Below are 14,119 nucleotides of genomic sequence, written 5' to 3' on the forward strand. Positions count from 1 at the left end.
CCGGCGCACCCGCGGCGCGCCGGGGGAGTGGTTAGTCGCCGAGGGTTGCCACCATCACCGCTTTGATGGTGTGCATCCGGTTTTCTGCTTCATCAAAAACGATAGAGTTAGGCGATTCGAAAACCTCTTCGGTGACTTCCAGCCCTTTCAGGCCATACGCCATTTCTATCTCGCCGCCCACTTTGGTGTGTTCGTTATGAAACGCGGGCAGGCAGTGCATAAATTTCACCTGCGGATTACCGGTGGCTTTCACCACCGCACCGTTTACCTGGTAGGGTTTCATCAGGCTGACGCGCTCGGACCACGCTTCTTTTGGCTCGCCCATCGACACCCACACATCTGTGTAGAGGAAATCAACACCCTGCACGCCTTCTTCCACATCCTCGGTGAGCATGATGCGCGCGCCGGTTTCACGCGCGATGGCGCGACACTGTTCCACCAACGCGGCCTCCGGCCAGAAGGATTTTGGGGCCACCAGGCGGATATCCATGCCCATCTTCGCCGCGCCGACCATCAGCGAGTTGCCCATGTTGTTGCGCGCATCGCCAAGGTAGGCAAAGCGCAGATCCGGCAGACGTTTGCCCGGCGCGTGCTCCAGCATGGTCATCAGATCGGCGAGGATCTGTGTCGGGTGAAATTCGTTGGTCAGCCCGTTCCACACCGGCACACCTGCGTATTGACCCAGTTCTTCCACAATCTGCTGGCCGTAACCGCGATATTCGATGCCGTCATACATGCGTCCCAGCACGCGGGCGGTATCTTTCATCGACTCTTTGTGGCCAATCTGTGAACCGCTTGGGCCGAGATAAGTGACCTGCGCGCCCTGATCGAACGCGCCGACTTCAAACGCGCAGCGGGTGCGGGTGGAGGTTTTTTCAAAAATCAGCGCGATGTTTTTGCCGACCAGCGTTTTCTTCTCGCGTCCTGCTTTTTTGTCTGCTTTTAGCTGGATAGCCAGATCGATCAGGTACTGGATCTCCGCTGGCGTGTAGTCGAGCAGTTTGAGAAAGTTGCGGTTTTTCAGGTTGATGCTCATGAGATTTCCTTTTTTAAATCAGTAACGAATCAATGTGCCTTTGTCCCCGGCGAGGATGGCTGGGCCATCCGCCAGCGCGCCGACACCCGCGATGCCGTGACACTGCTCGACAAACTGGCGGCAGGCGGCGACCTTCGGCCCCATCGAGCCGGCGTCGAACTGCATGCCTTGCAGCATGTCCGGGGTGACTTGCGCCAGCGGGCGCTGCGTGGGTTTGCCCCAGTCGAGATACACCGCGTCGGCGTCGGTAAGGATCAGCAAGGCGTCGGCTTCGATTTGCCGTGCCAGCAGCGCCGCTGAGAGATCTTTGTCGATCACCGCTTCGATACCGTGGTAACCGTTGGCGTTTTCCACCACCGGCACGCCGCCGCCGCCGTTGCAAATCACCAGGTGATCGCGGTTGATCAGCGCGCTAATGGCGTCGCTTTCAACAATGCGTTTAGGTTGTGGGGAGGGCACAACGCGGCGGAAATAGCGGCCATCGGCCTTAAATACCCAGCCTTTCTCCTGCTGCAGCGTTTGGGCTTGCGCCTCGCTGTAGACCGGGCCGATGTATTTGCTCGGGTTGCTGAACGCCGGGTCACTGGCGTCCACTTCCACCTGGGTGAGCAGTACGCTCACTTCGCGCTGCGGCAGGTTATTTTTCAGCGATTGTTGCAGCATGTAGCCAATCATCCCCTGGCTTTCCGCGCCGAGAATATCGAGCGGGTAGGGGGTAACTTTGTCGTAAGCGCTGTTTTGCAGCGCCAGCAGGCCGACCTGCGGCCCGTTGCCGTGGACCAGTACCACGCGCCATTGCGCGGTCAGCCCGGCGATAGTGCGTGCGGCAAGATCAATGTTCTGGCGCTGGATATTGGCTTCCAGCGGTTCGCCGCGTTTTAGCAGCGCGTTGCCGCCCAGCGCGACAACCAGCGTAGGTTTTCTTTCCATGATGCCTCCTTTAAATGCCGTCGCGTTCCAGTGGGCAGCTCATGCAGCGCGCACCGCCGCGCCCGCGTCCCAGCTCATCACCGGGGATCGGCAGCACGGTGATCCCGGCTTTGTCATATTTTTCGTTGGTCCAGATATTGCGCTCGTAGCCAACGACCACGCCGGGGCGCAGCGTGAGGACGTTGTTGGCGTCATTCCACTGTTCGCGTTCGGCTTCAAAGGCGTCGCCGCCGGTCGTGATAAGCCGTACCTGGTCAATACCCAGCGCTTTTTCGATGGCGTGCAGCAGGTCACTTTCCTGCGTGCGTTGCAGGCCGCCGCGCCCGTCCGGGGTGAGCGTCCAGCACTGGGCGTCTTTGCGCACCACTTCGGGGTAAACGGAGAAGGTGTGGATATCGATATGGGTCATCACCGTGTCGAGGTGCATACAGGAGCGGTGTTTTGGCAATTCAACGGCGATAACGCGCTCGGCCTGGCGGTGTTTGAACAGGCTATTGGCAAGAAATTCCACGCCCTGCGGTGTGGTGCGTTCAGAGAGACCAATTAATACCGCACCGCGACCGATGACTAATACATCGCCGCCCTCAAGCGTGGCGTGATCGTAATTAATATTTTCGTCGCCAAAGTATTTAATAAAATTGCCATCGGCGAATGCGGGGTGCCAGCGATATATAGCGCGTAGATTATTCGTTTCCCGCTGGCGGGCCGGTTTGGCCATCGGATTAATCGACACGCCGTTATAAATCCAGCACGACGTATCACGGGTAAATAAATGGTTGGGCAACGGCTTCATAATAAAATCATTCGCCGTGTGAGTGTCGACCACCATATTTTTAATAAATGCCGGGATCTCGCCGTAGGTTAATCCACCGCTAAGCCGCCGCGCCAGTTCGCGGTGCGGCATATCCGCCAGCCAGCTGCGCACATCTGCGGCGAAGGTGGGGCCAAGGCGATAATCGGAGATCTGCATTTCCAGCAGCCAGGCTTTTGCTTCTGCAATATCAAGCGTTTGTGTCAGAAGGTCGGTCAACAGCAGGACTTCCACACCCTGCTCGCGCAGTGTGTTTGCGAAGGTGTCATGCTCTTCCCCGGCACGCTCGACCGATAACACGTCATCGAATAACAGCTCCTGACAATTCGACGGTGTTAACCGTTTCAGGCTTAAATTGGGGCGGTGCAGCATAACGCTACGCAATTGACCTATTTCAGAACCGACGTAGTGCTTTTCCATAATTATTCCTTTAACTTTTTTCAGAATAAAAAGGGGGCGGCAATGAAATGTAATTAATTTCATTGTGCGTTAATAACGATTAATTTCATGGCTCATAGTAGAAGCCGTAAGAATTAATAGTGTGATTGTGCTCACGTCGAATGGCTAATTAAATAGCCGCCGTTCAATTGCATGATTCGCATCAGAGAATAGAGAATTAGCCTAATTATCAGGATGAATGCTTACGCATTAACGGCTGAACTTATTCATGGTTGTTATTGTTTTGTAGCTATTCACCTATTTTTGTGAATATGTAAGCCGTTGATTGCTAAGTTTTTTCAACAGTGAATGGAATAGATATGCATAAAAATGAATAGAACGGTGCTGCTGGGGGCAAAAAAGGGAAATAACCAGTGAATGAATGCGCAAATAAACAGGCTGCTGAAGTGTGATCGGGAAAGGTTTATTTAAATAAAGGCTTTTTAATCAGTGGGTAACAACTTTATATCAGCGAGCGACTGTGGGCTTTATGCATCTATGCTGCATAAAAGCGTAATTGGCCTTAACAGGCATATAACATATTTTCCGATAAACATGCGTTGTGACAAATCTCTGGCAGAAAGTGGTGGTATGGCAGTGTGAATTTTCGTATAAAAGCTGAAAATGAAACGATGTTTTATGTTGAGGGCTACACCATGATCGTTGGCAATATTTACAATTTACAATCCTGGCTGCCGGAAGAGCTGCGCCAGGCCATTGAGCACGTTAAGCAGCACGTTACCTATGCCACGCCTGTTGGCAAACATGATATCGACGGCAACCGCCTGTTTTTCCTCGTCTCTGAAGATATGACGCAGCCGTTTGCAGAGCGCCGCGCGGAGTATCACGCCCGTTATCTGGACATCCAGATTGTGCTGAAAGGCCAGGAAGGGATGACCTTTAGCACCCAGCCTGCGGGCGCGCCGGACACCGACTGGCTGGCGGATAAAGACATTGCGTTTTTGCCGGAAGGCGCTCAGGAAAAAACCGTGGTACTGAGCGAAGGGGATTTTGTGGTGTTCTACCCGGGTGAAGTTCACAAACCGCTGTGTGCGGTAAACGCGTCAGCTCAGGTACGTAAAGTGGTGGTGAAACTGCTGGTGGCGTAAGCGTAATGCCCGGCCGCGCTGCGCAACCGGGCTTATTGCGTTATTGACTGAGGGTGGCGACCATCACCGCTTTGATGGTGTGCATCCGGTTTTCCGCCTGATCAAACACAATACTCGCCGGTGATTCAAACACCTCGTCAGTCACTTCCATGCCGCCGTGCAGGCCAAACTCTTCTGCCATTTTCTTGCCGAGCGTGGTCTTATCGTCATGGAACGCAGGCAGGCAGTGCAGGAATTTCACCTGTGGGTTGCCGGTGAGCGACAACATTTTGCTGTTGACCTGGTAAGGCCGCAGCAGCGCGATGCGCTCCGCCCACTTCTCTTTCGCTTCGCCCATCGATACCCACACATCGGTATAAATAAAATCGGCGTCTTTCACTCCGCTCGCGATATCTTCCGTCAGTAGAATGTTGCCGCCGTTTTTCACCGCCAGCGCTTTGCATTCGGCGACCAGGCTCGCGTCCGGCCAGCACGCTTTTGGCGCGACAAGGCGTAGATCTAAACCCACCAGCGCGGCGGCTTCCAGCATCGAGTTGCCCATGTTGTTACGCGCGTCACCGGCATAAACCAGTTTCATCTGGTTAAAAGCTTTGCCCGGCAAGTGCTCGCGCATGGTCAGCAGATCGGCCAGCAATTGGGTCGGGTGAAATTCATTGGTTAAGCCGTTCCACACCGGCACACCTGCGTATTGCGCCAGCGTTTCGACAATCTCCTGACCATAACCGCGATACTGGATGCCGTCGTACATACGCCCCAGTACGCGCGCCGTGTCTTTAATTGATTCTTTATGCCCGATTTGGCTGCCGCTTGGGGCGAGATACGTTACGCGAGCACCCTGATCATATGCGGCAACTTCGAAAGAGCATCGTGTGCGGGTTGAGTCTTTTTCGAAGATGAGCGCGATATTTTTCCCGGTAAGTTTCTGGACTTCCTGGCCTTTTTTCTTATCCGCTTTCAGCTGAGCGGCGAGTTGCAGCAGGGTATTGATTTCAGCAGGTGTAAAATCGAGCAGTTTCAAAAAATGCTTTTGATAAAACGCGGACATATTTCCCTCACATGGCGAAGGCCACTTATTGAATTAAAATTCAATTTATATGTATGAATATGCATTTGCAACCCCGAGCTATAAATCTTTTCGGTGAGGAGTGGAGGCAATGCCAGCGGTGTGTGACAATAAGTGTATCTGCCACATTGATGAGGAACGAGCCATGGCGAACCCGGAACACCTGGAAGAACAGCGCGAAGAGACGCGTTTGATTATTGAAGAATTGCTCGAAGACGGCAGCGATCCTGATGCGCTGTATACCATTGAGCATCACCTGTCGGCAGATGATTTCGAAACGCTGGAAAAAGCCGCTGTTGAAGCCTTTAAACTGGGCTACGAAGTGACAGAGCCGGAAGAGCTGGAACTGGACGAAGGCGAAGTGGTTATCTGCTGCGACGTGCTGAGTGAAAGCGCGTTGAACGCCGATTTGATCGACGCGCAAGTTGAGCAACTGCTTAACCTGGCTGAGAAATTCGACGTGGAATATGACGGTTGGGGAACCTACTACGAAGACCCGAACGGCGAAGAGGGTGACGATGACGACGAGGATTACGTCGACGAAGAAGATGACGGTGTTCGTCACTGAGTAAATATTGCGGCAGCGCTCGCTGCCGCAATGTAAGGAACTGGCATGGATTACCCGCAAATACTCTCCCCGGTTTTAAACTTTCTGCACTGCCCGACACCGCAATCCTGGCTGGACAAAGCGCGCGATCCATCAATGCTGCCGCTGCTGCTTACCGATCATATGGTGTGCGAACTGAAAGCGGCGCAAACCGCTATGCTGCTGGTGCGCCGCTATGTGGCGGATAAAAGCGGGTCGGACGCGCTACTGGCGTGGCTGAAACCGTATGAAGAATTTACCTTTCGTGAAGGGCCGGAGCCGGATTTTGTCGCGCTGCATAAGCAGATTGGCAAAAGTGTGATGCCGCAAACTGACGACGCGTGGGGCCAGGCGCTGATCGATAGCATGGTACTGTTGATCAAAGAGGAGCTGCACCACTTCTGGCAGGTGCGGGAAGCCATGCTCGCCCGTAACATTCCCTACGTGAAAATTACCGCCAGCCGTTATGCGAAAGGGATGCTCAAAGCGGTTCGCACGCATGAACCGCTGACATTAGTCGATAAGTTAATCTGTGGCGCCTATATCGAAGCGCGCTCCTGCGAGCGTTTTGCTGCACTGGCGCCGTGGCTGGACGACGATTTGCAGAAATTTTACCTGTCGTTGCTGCGTTCTGAAGCGCGCCATTATCAGGATTATCTGGCGCTGGCGCAGCAGATTTCGACCACGGATATCAGCCCGCGCGTGCGCCATTTCGGTGAAGTTGAAGCGGGGCTTATCTCAACACCGGATGCGGAGTTCCGTTTTCACAGCGGCGTACCGGTGTAAAGCATCGGTACGCTTTGGGGCTACAGCGTTTTCAGCATCCGCACTTCGCAGTCTACGTGACCGGTGCAGCCGAGCGGCCCGTCGATATGCTCAAAGCCAAGGCGTTCATAAAGCCCAATGGCGTCGGTCAGAAACGCGGTGGTTTCCAGATAACAGCGGCGAAAGCCCTGCTCGCGGGCGTGTTCCAGTGCCATCTGCGCCAGTTTCTTCGCCAGCCCCTGCCCACGCGCACTGGGCAGGAAATACATCTTTTGCAGTTCGCAGATATCCGGTTCGCTACATTTCAGCGGCGCGACGCCGCCGCCGCCCACGACTTCGCCATTTTGCTCCACTACCCAATAGGCGCAACCCGGTCGGCTATATAACTGATACAGCTCATCCAGTTCGGGGTCGGCAACGGTGTAGCCTTTATCGGCGGTGAGGCCATATTCCGCAGATACCTGGCGGATCACAGATGCGATTGCTGCGTTGTCGGCGGCAGCAATCCGGCGCATTTTTACCTCTACCGGCGCGGTCACATTCATCTCTGCACTCTGTTTTCGGGGTTATAAGCTGATCCTGCTTAATACCACTACAGGGGCGTTCTGGCAAGACCAGGAATATTGGGCGCTATTTTTTTGACCGGCAGCTATTTAGACTTAATAGTGGAGATAACCATTTCGCAATATTGTTATGGTTGACTGCCTTTTTCCTGGCTTCTTTTTTTACGATAAGGATTGTTATGACTCCCGAAACTCATGGTTCCGTGGCGGTTCCCGTGCGCCGTTTTCTCTTTCAGGGCAGCGGGAAAGGCTATTTCGTGGTTTGGCTGGTTAATATTTTACTAACCTTAATAACGCTGGGGTTATATTTGCCGTGGGCGTTAGTGCGCGCACGTCGTTATTTTTATGAGAATACTGAACTTAGCGGTGCGCGTTTTTCTTATCACGTGACCGGGCGTTCTATTTTTGTCGGCTGGCTCTGCCTGCTGGTGCTGTATGTGATTTTCTTTATTAACGTGGCCTACCAGAACGTGCTTTTACAGCTCTGTATGATGGGGCTGTTCCTGATTTTCTTCCCGTGGTTGATTACTCAGGGCCTGCGTTATCAAATGCTGATGACAGAGATTAACGGTGTGCGTTTTAATTTCTATGCCAGCCCTTTGCGCGCCTGGTGGGTGATGATGGGCTGCCCGCTGTTGATTATTATCGCCTCGGTGGTGGTGTTCTCCCTCTTTGTGACTTCGGCATTAAGTAGCGGCTCATATGGCGCTATTTCGGTGATGATTGGTATCGGTACATTGGTATTACTGCTGGGTATTGCCATTATGCAGGGGGTATATGCTGCGCAATGGTTTGGTATGCTGATTAATAATTTGCAGTACGGCAAACTGAAATTCTCGGCTGAAATTTCAATGAAAAAATGCATCACCATTGTGGTGCTGTCGATGCTGCTGTTTGTGCCGTTTATTGTGCTGGTGATGGTGATGATTATTCCGTCATTCATTACGATGTCAGAATATGCTTATGCAGCGGGCGGCGATCCGGAGCAATTAGCACTGATGATGGGGCCGCTTTACGGCAAATTAGCGTTGAGCTACCTGATCTATATTGCCGGGGCGATTGTCTGCTTCCTTTTCGCGTTTGTGAAACTGCGCGCCTACATTTACGGGCAACTGGCGCTGGAAGGAAATATTCGTTTCTCCTCGACGGTGGCGATGGGGCGCATGTTCTGGATCTCCATCACCAATATGCTGGTGTGCGGTGTCACGCTGTTCCTGGCATGGCCGTGGGCGAAAGTGCGCATGACCCGTTATCTGCTGGAAAACACCCATGTTCATGGCGACCTGGAAGCACTGACGCTGGAAGATCACGGTGTGCAACCCGCGAAAGATCCGGCGAACCTGCTGGCTCGCGGCTTGTCGTTCTACCCGGCGGTGCTGTAATTCGGGAAAACTTGCCAGATGGCGGTGACGCCTTGTCTGGCAACCTGCCTTCCTGGAAGGCAGGTTGTGCACTGGAAGGGTATACAGACACCTTTTAAAAGCGGCCTGGAATCCACAGGCAATAAGGCTGAGCTAAACCCGTTGATGACCATAACGACAGTTGGGTCACTTGCAATAAAAAAGCCGGGCATCGCTGCCCGGCTTTTTCTTCTGCGCGATGATTACAGCGCGGCGATAACCGCCTGCTGCTCAATCAGCTTCGCTTTCGCTTCCGCGTAGCCATCCAGCTTCTCGCGTTCTTTGGCAATGACCGCTTCCGGCGCGCGCGCCACAAAGCCTTCATTGCCCAGTTTGCTTTCGATGCGGCCAATTTCCTGCTCAACTTTCGCCACTTCTTTCGCCAGACGCGCCAGCTCGGCATCTTTGTCGATAAGACCCAGCATCGGGATCAGCAGCTCTGCGCCATCAACGATTTTGGTTACCGAAACCGGGCCTTTATCGTCGGCAGGCAGGATCGTGATGCTCTCCAGACGTGCCAGCGTTTGCAGGAAGCTCAGGTTGTCGTTCACACGACGCTTCGCGTCCTCGCTCGCGCTACGCAGCAGCAGCTCCAGCGGTTTACCCGGCGCGATGTTCATTTCGGCGCGAATGTTACGTACCGCGATGATCGCCTGTTTCAGCCACTCGGTATCTGCCAGCGCTTTCTCATCCACCTGCGCCGCGTCGTACTGCGGGAACGGCTGCAGCATGATGGTATCGGCGGTAATGCCTTTCAGCACTTTCACGCGCTGCCAGATGGTTTCGGTGATAAACGGAATGATCGGATGCGCAAGGCGCAGCAGACCTTCCAGCACGGTCACCAGCGTGTTGCGGGTACCGCGCAGTTCGGCTTCAGAACCCCCGTTCATGACCGGTTTGGTCAGCTCCAGATACCAGTCACAGAACTGGTTCCAGGTAAACTCATACAGAATGCCTGCGGCGATATCGAAGCGGAAGCTATCCAGCGCATCACGGTAGGCTTTGATGGTCTGGTTGAATTCCGCGAGGATCCAGCGGTCTGCCAGCGACAGCACCATGTCGCCGCCGTTGAAGCCGCAATCCTGATCTTCGGTGTTCATCAGTACAAAGCGGCTGGCGTTCCACAGCTTGTTACAGAAGTTACGGTAACCTTCCAGGCGTTTCATATCCCAGTTGATATCGCGGCCGGTTGAAGCCAGCGCCGCGAGGGTGAAGCGCAGGGCGTCGGTACCGTGCGGTTCAATGCCGTCCGGGAACTGTTTCTCGGTGCGCTTGCGGATTTTCTCTGCCAGCTGCGGCTGCATCATGTTGCCGGTGCGTTTTTCCAGCAGATCCGCCAGCGAAATACCGTCAACCATATCCAGCGGGTCAATCACGTTGCCCTTGGATTTGGACATCTTCTGGCCTTCGTCATCGCGGATAAGACCGGTCATGTAGACGGTTTTAAACGGCACCTGCGGCTTGCCATCTTCATCTTTGATGAAGTGCATGGTCATCATGATCATGCGCGCAATCCAGAAGAAGATAATGTCGAAGCCGGAAACCATCACGCTGGTCGGGTGGAACTGGCGCAGCGCGTCGGTGTTTTCCGGCCAGCCGAGGGTCGAGAAGGTCCACAGCGCGGAGGAGAACCAGGTATCCAGCACGTCGTCGTCCTGGCGCAGGGCGACATCGGCGGCCAGATTGTTTTCCTGGCGTACTTCGTCTTCGTTGCGGCCAACATAAACATTGCCTTCGTTGTCGTACCACGCCGGAATGCGGTGGCCCCACCACAGCTGACGGGAGATACACCAGTCCTGAATGTCGCGCATCCAGGAAAAATACATGTTTTCGTACTGTTTCGGCACGAACTGAATGTCGCCGTTTTCCACGGCTTCCACCGCCGGTTTCGCCAGCACATCTGCGCGAACGTACCACTGATCGGTAAGCATCGGTTCGATAACCACGCCGCCGCGATCGCCGTACGGAACGGTCAGGTCGTGCGGTTTGATCTCTTCCAGCAGACCAAGTGCGTCCACAGCTGCGACAATTGCTTTACGCGCGGCAAAACGTTCCAGCTTCTGGAACTCGGCCGGGATATCCGCCGGGTAAACATCGGATTCGTTGCCGTTGGTGTCGTACACTTGCGCGCTTTCACGGATATCGCCGTCAAAGGTCAGGATGTTGATCATTGGCAGCTTGTGGCGACGGCCGACTTCATAGTCATTAAAGTCGTGCGCCGGGGTGATTTTCACGCAGCCGGTGCCTTTTTCCATGTCGGCGTGTTCGTCGCCGACAATCGGAATACGGCGGTTGACCAGCGGCAGCACCACGAATTTGCCAATCAGATCTTTGTAGCGCGGATCTTCCGGGTTCACCGCCACGCCGGTATCACCGAGCAGGGTTTCCGGGCGCGTGGTGGCAACCACCAGGTAATCTTTACCGTCGGCGGTTTTTGCGCCGTCGGCCAGCGGGTAGCGGATATGCCACATTGAGCCTTTCGACTCGCGGTTTTCAACTTCCAGATCGGAGATCGCCGTGCGCAGTTTCGGGTCCCAGTTCACCAGGCGTTTGCCACGGTAAATCAGGTCTTCTTTATACAGGCGGACGAACACTTCTTTTACGGCGTTGGAAAGGCCTTCGTCCATGGTGAAGCGTTCGCGATCCCAGTCTACGGAGTTACCGAGACGGCGCATCTGGCGGGTGATCGTGCCGCCAGATTCCGCTTTCCACTGCCAGATTTTGTCGATAAAGGCGTCGCGACCATAGTCGTGGCGGGTTTTACCCTCTTCGGCGGCAATTTTACGTTCAACCACCATTTGGGTGGCGATACCCGCGTGGTCAGTCCCCGCCTGCCACAGGGTGTTTTTCCCCTGCATGCGCTGGTAGCGGATCATGGTATCCATGATGGTCTGCTGGAAGGCGTGGCCCATATGCAAACTGCCGGTGACGTTCGGCGGCGGGATCATGATGCAGAAGCTTTCCTGGCTTTCATCACCATTCGGTTTGAAATAGCCCTGCTTTTCCCACTGCTCGTACAGCGGCTGTTCGATATCTTTGGGGTTGTATGTCTTTTCCATTATTTCCAGGTTGCCGTGTTCAGGTTGAAACCAGCCATGCGGTACGCTTTATAGCGTTCGCGCGCCAGTTGTTTCAGAGAATCTTCGTGAGGAACGAAGTCTATCACTTCTGTGAAAGCGGTGGCAAAATCTGCAAATTCCGCGCGCAGGCTGATCAAAATATCGCGCGGGCTGCTGTTGCGTTTTTGGGGCCAGGCCAGCTCCACCGGCGCACCGCCTCGTGGTCCTTCACCTGCCAGGTTGTGCGGCACAAAGCTCTCCGCCGGGCGCGCCCACAGCGCTTCATCCAGACGAATGGCTTGTTGCTCATCGGCACAGGCAATCAGCACGCGTTTACCGTTACGCCAACGTTCTGCGGCAATTTCACACACCAGTTGTTCGACGGCGTTTAAGCCATCAGCGGCGTTGTCATTGTCCAGAAGGTAGAACGTTGCATTTTTCATATATGGGGCTTTTGGTTGAGGATTTAAACGCTATAGCCGTCGTCTTTCACGCTGCCTCTTTGTTGGGCTGCTGCCGCGATGCAACGCGCAATCCATCAGCGATAGCGTTCATATTGCGCGAGGTTGCAGGCCGGATAAGCACAGCGCTATCCGGCCTTGACGACTTACTCTTCGCCGTTAAACCCGGCGCGGTTCAGCAGGAACTGTGACAGCAGCGCCACCGGACGACCAGTTGCGCCTTTGGCTTTACCGGAACGCCATGCAGTACCGGCGATATCCAGGTGCGCCCAGTTGTACTTACGGGCAAAGCGAGAAAGGAAGCAGCCGGCGGTGATTGCCCCGCCAGGACGGCCACCGATGTTCGCCATATCCGCGAAGTTGGACTCCAGCTGTTCCTGGTACTCATCAGCCATCGGCAAACGCCACGCGCGATCGCCCGCCTGCTCGGAGGCGCCAATCAGTTCGTGTGCCAGCGGGTTGTGGTTCGACAGCAGCCCGGTGATGTGGTGGCCGAGTGCAATCACACACGCGCCGGTCAGCGTCGCGACATCGATTACCGCTTCCGGCTCGAAACGCTCAACGTAAGTCAGCACGTCGCACAGTACCAGACGGCCTTCGGCGTCGGTGTTCAGCACTTCTACCGTCTGGCCGGACATAGTGGTCAGCACGTCGCCCGGACGATAAGCGCGCCCGCCTGGCATGTTTTCACAGCCAGCAAGCACGCCAATTACGTTGATCGGCAGTTGCAGTTCAGCAACCATGCGCATCACGCCATACACCGCCGCGGCGCCGCACATGTCGTACTTCATCTCATCCATGCCTTCGGCAGGCTTGATGGAGATACCGCCGGAGTCAAACGTCAGCCCTTTGCCCACCAGCACGATTGGACGCGCGTCTTCTGCCGGGTTGCCTTTGTATTCAATCACCGACATCAGCGATTCGTTCTGCGAACCCTGGCCGACCGCGAGGTACGAGTGCATGCCCAGCTCGCGCATCTGCTGCTCGCCAATCACGCGGGTGACCACGTTTTTGCTGTAGGTGTCAGCTAACTGGCGCGCCTGAGACGCGAGGTAGCCCGCGTTACAGATGTTTGGCGGCATATTGCCGAGATCTTTTGCTGCTTTGATGCCAGCGGCAATGGCCAGACCGTGCTGAATGGCGCGCTCGCCGCTGGTCAGCTCGCGGCGGGTCGGCACGTTGAATACCATCTTACGCAGCGGGCGGCGCGGCTCGCTTTTGTTGGTTTTCAGTTGGTCGAAGCTGTAAAGGGTCTCTTTCGCGGTCTCAACGGCCTGGCGTACTTTCCAGTAAGTATTGCGCCCTTTTACATGCAGTTCGGTCAGGAAGCAGACCGCTTCCATTGAGCCGGTATCATTCAGCGTGTTAATGGTTTTTTGAATCACCTGCTTGTACTGGCGCTCGTCCAGTTCACGCTCTTTACCGCAGCCAATCAGCAAAATACGTTCGGAGAGGACATTCGGGACGTGGTGCAGCAGTAAAGTCTGCCCCGGCTTGCCTTCCAGTTCCCCACGACGCAGCAGCGCACTGATGTAGCCGTCACTGATTTTATCGAGTTGCTCGGCGATCGGAGAGAGCCGGCGCGGTTCAAAGACGCCGACAACGATGCAGGCACTCCGTTGTTTCTCCGGGCTACCGCTTTTTACACTGAACTCCATGCACTACGCTCCTGAATCTTAAAGACAACGGCGGCGGCTACGGATAGAATTGCAAGCTTTCGTAACTCGTGTCCGCTGTTGCGGTGACTTCGTGTTAATCTTAATGTTACTTCGGTTTCGGCACGTCAGAATCGGGTCTTACGCACGTATCCGCTGAGTATATTAATCTTAGCGATCATTTCGACGACTCAAGAGAATAAATGACGTTTAAGCCATGAAACAAGCTATTTTCCAGCAAAA

The 14,119-nt window shown here is 54.7% G+C and carries 13 protein-coding genes; 5 read left to right on the top strand and 8 right to left on the bottom strand.

The window, feature by feature from the left end; translation table 11 throughout:
* Window positions 1-31 precede the first annotated feature (31 nt).
* Genes argF (JKP81_RS13745) through arcA form a run of 3 tightly spaced genes read right to left on the bottom strand, consistent with a single transcriptional unit; the run spans window position 32 to window position 3,197 of the window.
* Window positions 32-1,036: an ornithine carbamoyltransferase gene (argF, locus tag JKP81_RS13745; protein WP_200552173.1), complete on the bottom strand. Its 1,005-nt coding sequence runs from the start codon at window positions 1,034-1,036 to the stop codon at window positions 32-34.
* Window positions 1,037-1,054: 18 nt separating this feature from the next.
* The gene (gene arcC, locus JKP81_RS13750) at window positions 1,055-1,966 is read right to left on the bottom strand and encodes a carbamate kinase (protein ID WP_200552174.1); all 912 of its coding nucleotides are present in this window, start codon (window positions 1,964-1,966) and stop codon (window positions 1,055-1,057) included.
* Between the two features lie 10 nt (window positions 1,967-1,976).
* Window positions 1,977-3,197, bottom strand: a complete 1,221-nt coding sequence (arcA, locus tag JKP81_RS13755) for an arginine deiminase (RefSeq protein WP_200552175.1) — start codon at window positions 3,195-3,197, stop codon at window positions 1,977-1,979.
* A gap of 674 nt (window positions 3,198-3,871) precedes the next feature.
* Here arcA and JKP81_RS13760 point away from each other — a divergent pair.
* A complete protein-coding gene (locus JKP81_RS13760) occupies window positions 3,872-4,324 on the top strand; it encodes a YhcH/YjgK/YiaL family protein (protein ID WP_200552214.1) in 453 nt (150 codons plus the stop codon).
* Between the two features lie 40 nt (window positions 4,325-4,364).
* Here the strand turns inward: JKP81_RS13760 and argF (JKP81_RS13765) are convergent, their stop codons facing one another.
* Window positions 4,365-5,369 carry an ornithine carbamoyltransferase gene (gene argF, locus JKP81_RS13765; protein WP_020456314.1) on the bottom strand — a complete coding sequence of 335 codons (1,005 nt, stop codon included), beginning with the start codon at window positions 5,367-5,369 and terminating at the stop codon, window positions 4,365-4,367.
* Between the two features lie 163 nt (window positions 5,370-5,532).
* Here argF (JKP81_RS13765) and rraB point away from each other — a divergent pair, with 163 nt between their 5' ends.
* Window positions 5,533-5,955 carry a ribonuclease E inhibitor RraB gene (gene rraB / locus JKP81_RS13770; protein ID WP_017459078.1) on the top strand — a complete coding sequence of 141 codons (423 nt, stop codon included), beginning with the start codon at window positions 5,533-5,535 and terminating at the stop codon, window positions 5,953-5,955.
* Between the two features lie 45 nt (window positions 5,956-6,000).
* A complete protein-coding gene (gene miaE, locus JKP81_RS13775; RefSeq protein ID WP_200552176.1) occupies window positions 6,001-6,759 on the top strand; it encodes a tRNA isopentenyl-2-thiomethyl-A-37 hydroxylase MiaE in 759 nt (252 codons plus the stop codon).
* 20 nt (window positions 6,760-6,779) lie between these two features.
* Here miaE and JKP81_RS13780 read toward each other — a convergent pair whose 3' ends face one another.
* Window positions 6,780-7,283 carry a GNAT family N-acetyltransferase gene (locus JKP81_RS13780; protein ID WP_200552177.1) on the bottom strand — a complete coding sequence of 168 codons (504 nt, stop codon included), beginning with the start codon at window positions 7,281-7,283 and terminating at the stop codon, window positions 6,780-6,782.
* Window positions 7,284-7,480: 197 nt separating this feature from the next.
* Here JKP81_RS13780 and JKP81_RS13785 point away from each other — a divergent pair, with 197 nt between their 5' ends.
* Entirely contained in the window at window positions 7,481-8,683 is a 1,203-nt protein-coding gene (locus tag JKP81_RS13785) for a YjgN family protein (RefSeq protein WP_200552178.1), read from the top strand.
* 221 nt (window positions 8,684-8,904) lie between these two features.
* On the opposite strand, the gene JKP81_RS13790 is transcribed toward JKP81_RS13785, so the two are convergent.
* The 3 genes from JKP81_RS13790 to pepA form a co-directional block, all read right to left on the bottom strand.
* On the bottom strand, window positions 8,905-11,760 hold the full coding sequence (locus JKP81_RS13790; protein ID WP_200552179.1) for a valine--tRNA ligase: 2,856 nt from the start codon (window positions 11,758-11,760) through the stop codon (window positions 8,905-8,907).
* Window positions 11,760-12,203 carry a DNA polymerase III subunit chi gene (holC, locus tag JKP81_RS13795; RefSeq protein ID WP_017459073.1) on the bottom strand — a complete coding sequence of 148 codons (444 nt, stop codon included), beginning with the start codon at window positions 12,201-12,203 and terminating at the stop codon, window positions 11,760-11,762. The genes JKP81_RS13790 and holC overlap by 1 nt, the downstream gene beginning before the upstream one ends.
* Window positions 12,204-12,367: 164 nt before the next feature.
* The gene (pepA, locus tag JKP81_RS13800) at window positions 12,368-13,879 is read right to left on the bottom strand and encodes a leucyl aminopeptidase (protein ID WP_017459072.1); all 1,512 of its coding nucleotides are present in this window, start codon (window positions 13,877-13,879) and stop codon (window positions 12,368-12,370) included.
* A gap of 153 nt (window positions 13,880-14,032) precedes the next feature.
* On the opposite strand from pepA, the gene JKP81_RS23620 reads away from it, so the two are divergent.
* Window positions 14,033-14,083, top strand: a complete 51-nt coding sequence (locus JKP81_RS23620; protein ID WP_216848985.1) for a hypothetical protein — start codon at window positions 14,033-14,035, stop codon at window positions 14,081-14,083.
* Window positions 14,084-14,119 lie beyond the last annotated feature (36 nt).

The organism is Kosakonia sp. LAM2021 (genome assembly GCF_016620385.1).
GTDB lineage: Bacteria > Pseudomonadota > Gammaproteobacteria > Enterobacterales > Enterobacteriaceae > Kosakonia > Kosakonia sacchari.

Coding starts and splice junctions, on each gene's coding strand:
- holC (WP_017459073.1), bottom strand. CDS start 12,203: ATGAAAAATGCAACGTTCTACCTTCTGGACAATGACAACGCCGCTGAT.
- argF (WP_200552173.1), bottom strand. CDS start 1,036: ATGAGCATCAACCTGAAAAACCGCAACTTTCTCAAACTGCTCGACTAC.
- pepA (WP_017459072.1), bottom strand. CDS start 13,879: ATGGAGTTCAGTGTAAAAAGCGGTAGCCCGGAGAAACAACGGAGTGCC.
- arcC (WP_200552174.1), bottom strand. CDS start 1,966: ATGGAAAGAAAACCTACGCTGGTTGTCGCGCTGGGCGGCAACGCGCTG.
- argF (WP_020456314.1), bottom strand. CDS start 5,369: ATGTCCGCGTTTTATCAAAAGCATTTTTTGAAACTGCTCGATTTTACA.
- JKP81_RS13780 (WP_200552177.1), bottom strand. CDS start 7,283: ATGAATGTGACCGCGCCGGTAGAGGTAAAAATGCGCCGGATTGCTGCC.
- rraB (WP_017459078.1), top strand. CDS start 5,533: ATGGCGAACCCGGAACACCTGGAAGAACAGCGCGAAGAGACGCGTTTG.
- arcA (WP_200552175.1), bottom strand. CDS start 3,197: ATGGAAAAGCACTACGTCGGTTCTGAAATAGGTCAATTGCGTAGCGTT.
- JKP81_RS13785 (WP_200552178.1), top strand. CDS start 7,481: ATGACTCCCGAAACTCATGGTTCCGTGGCGGTTCCCGTGCGCCGTTTT.
- JKP81_RS13790 (WP_200552179.1), bottom strand. CDS start 11,760: ATGGAAAAGACATACAACCCCAAAGATATCGAACAGCCGCTGTACGAG.
- miaE (WP_200552176.1), top strand. CDS start 6,001: ATGGATTACCCGCAAATACTCTCCCCGGTTTTAAACTTTCTGCACTGC.
- JKP81_RS13760 (WP_200552214.1), top strand. CDS start 3,872: ATGATCGTTGGCAATATTTACAATTTACAATCCTGGCTGCCGGAAGAG.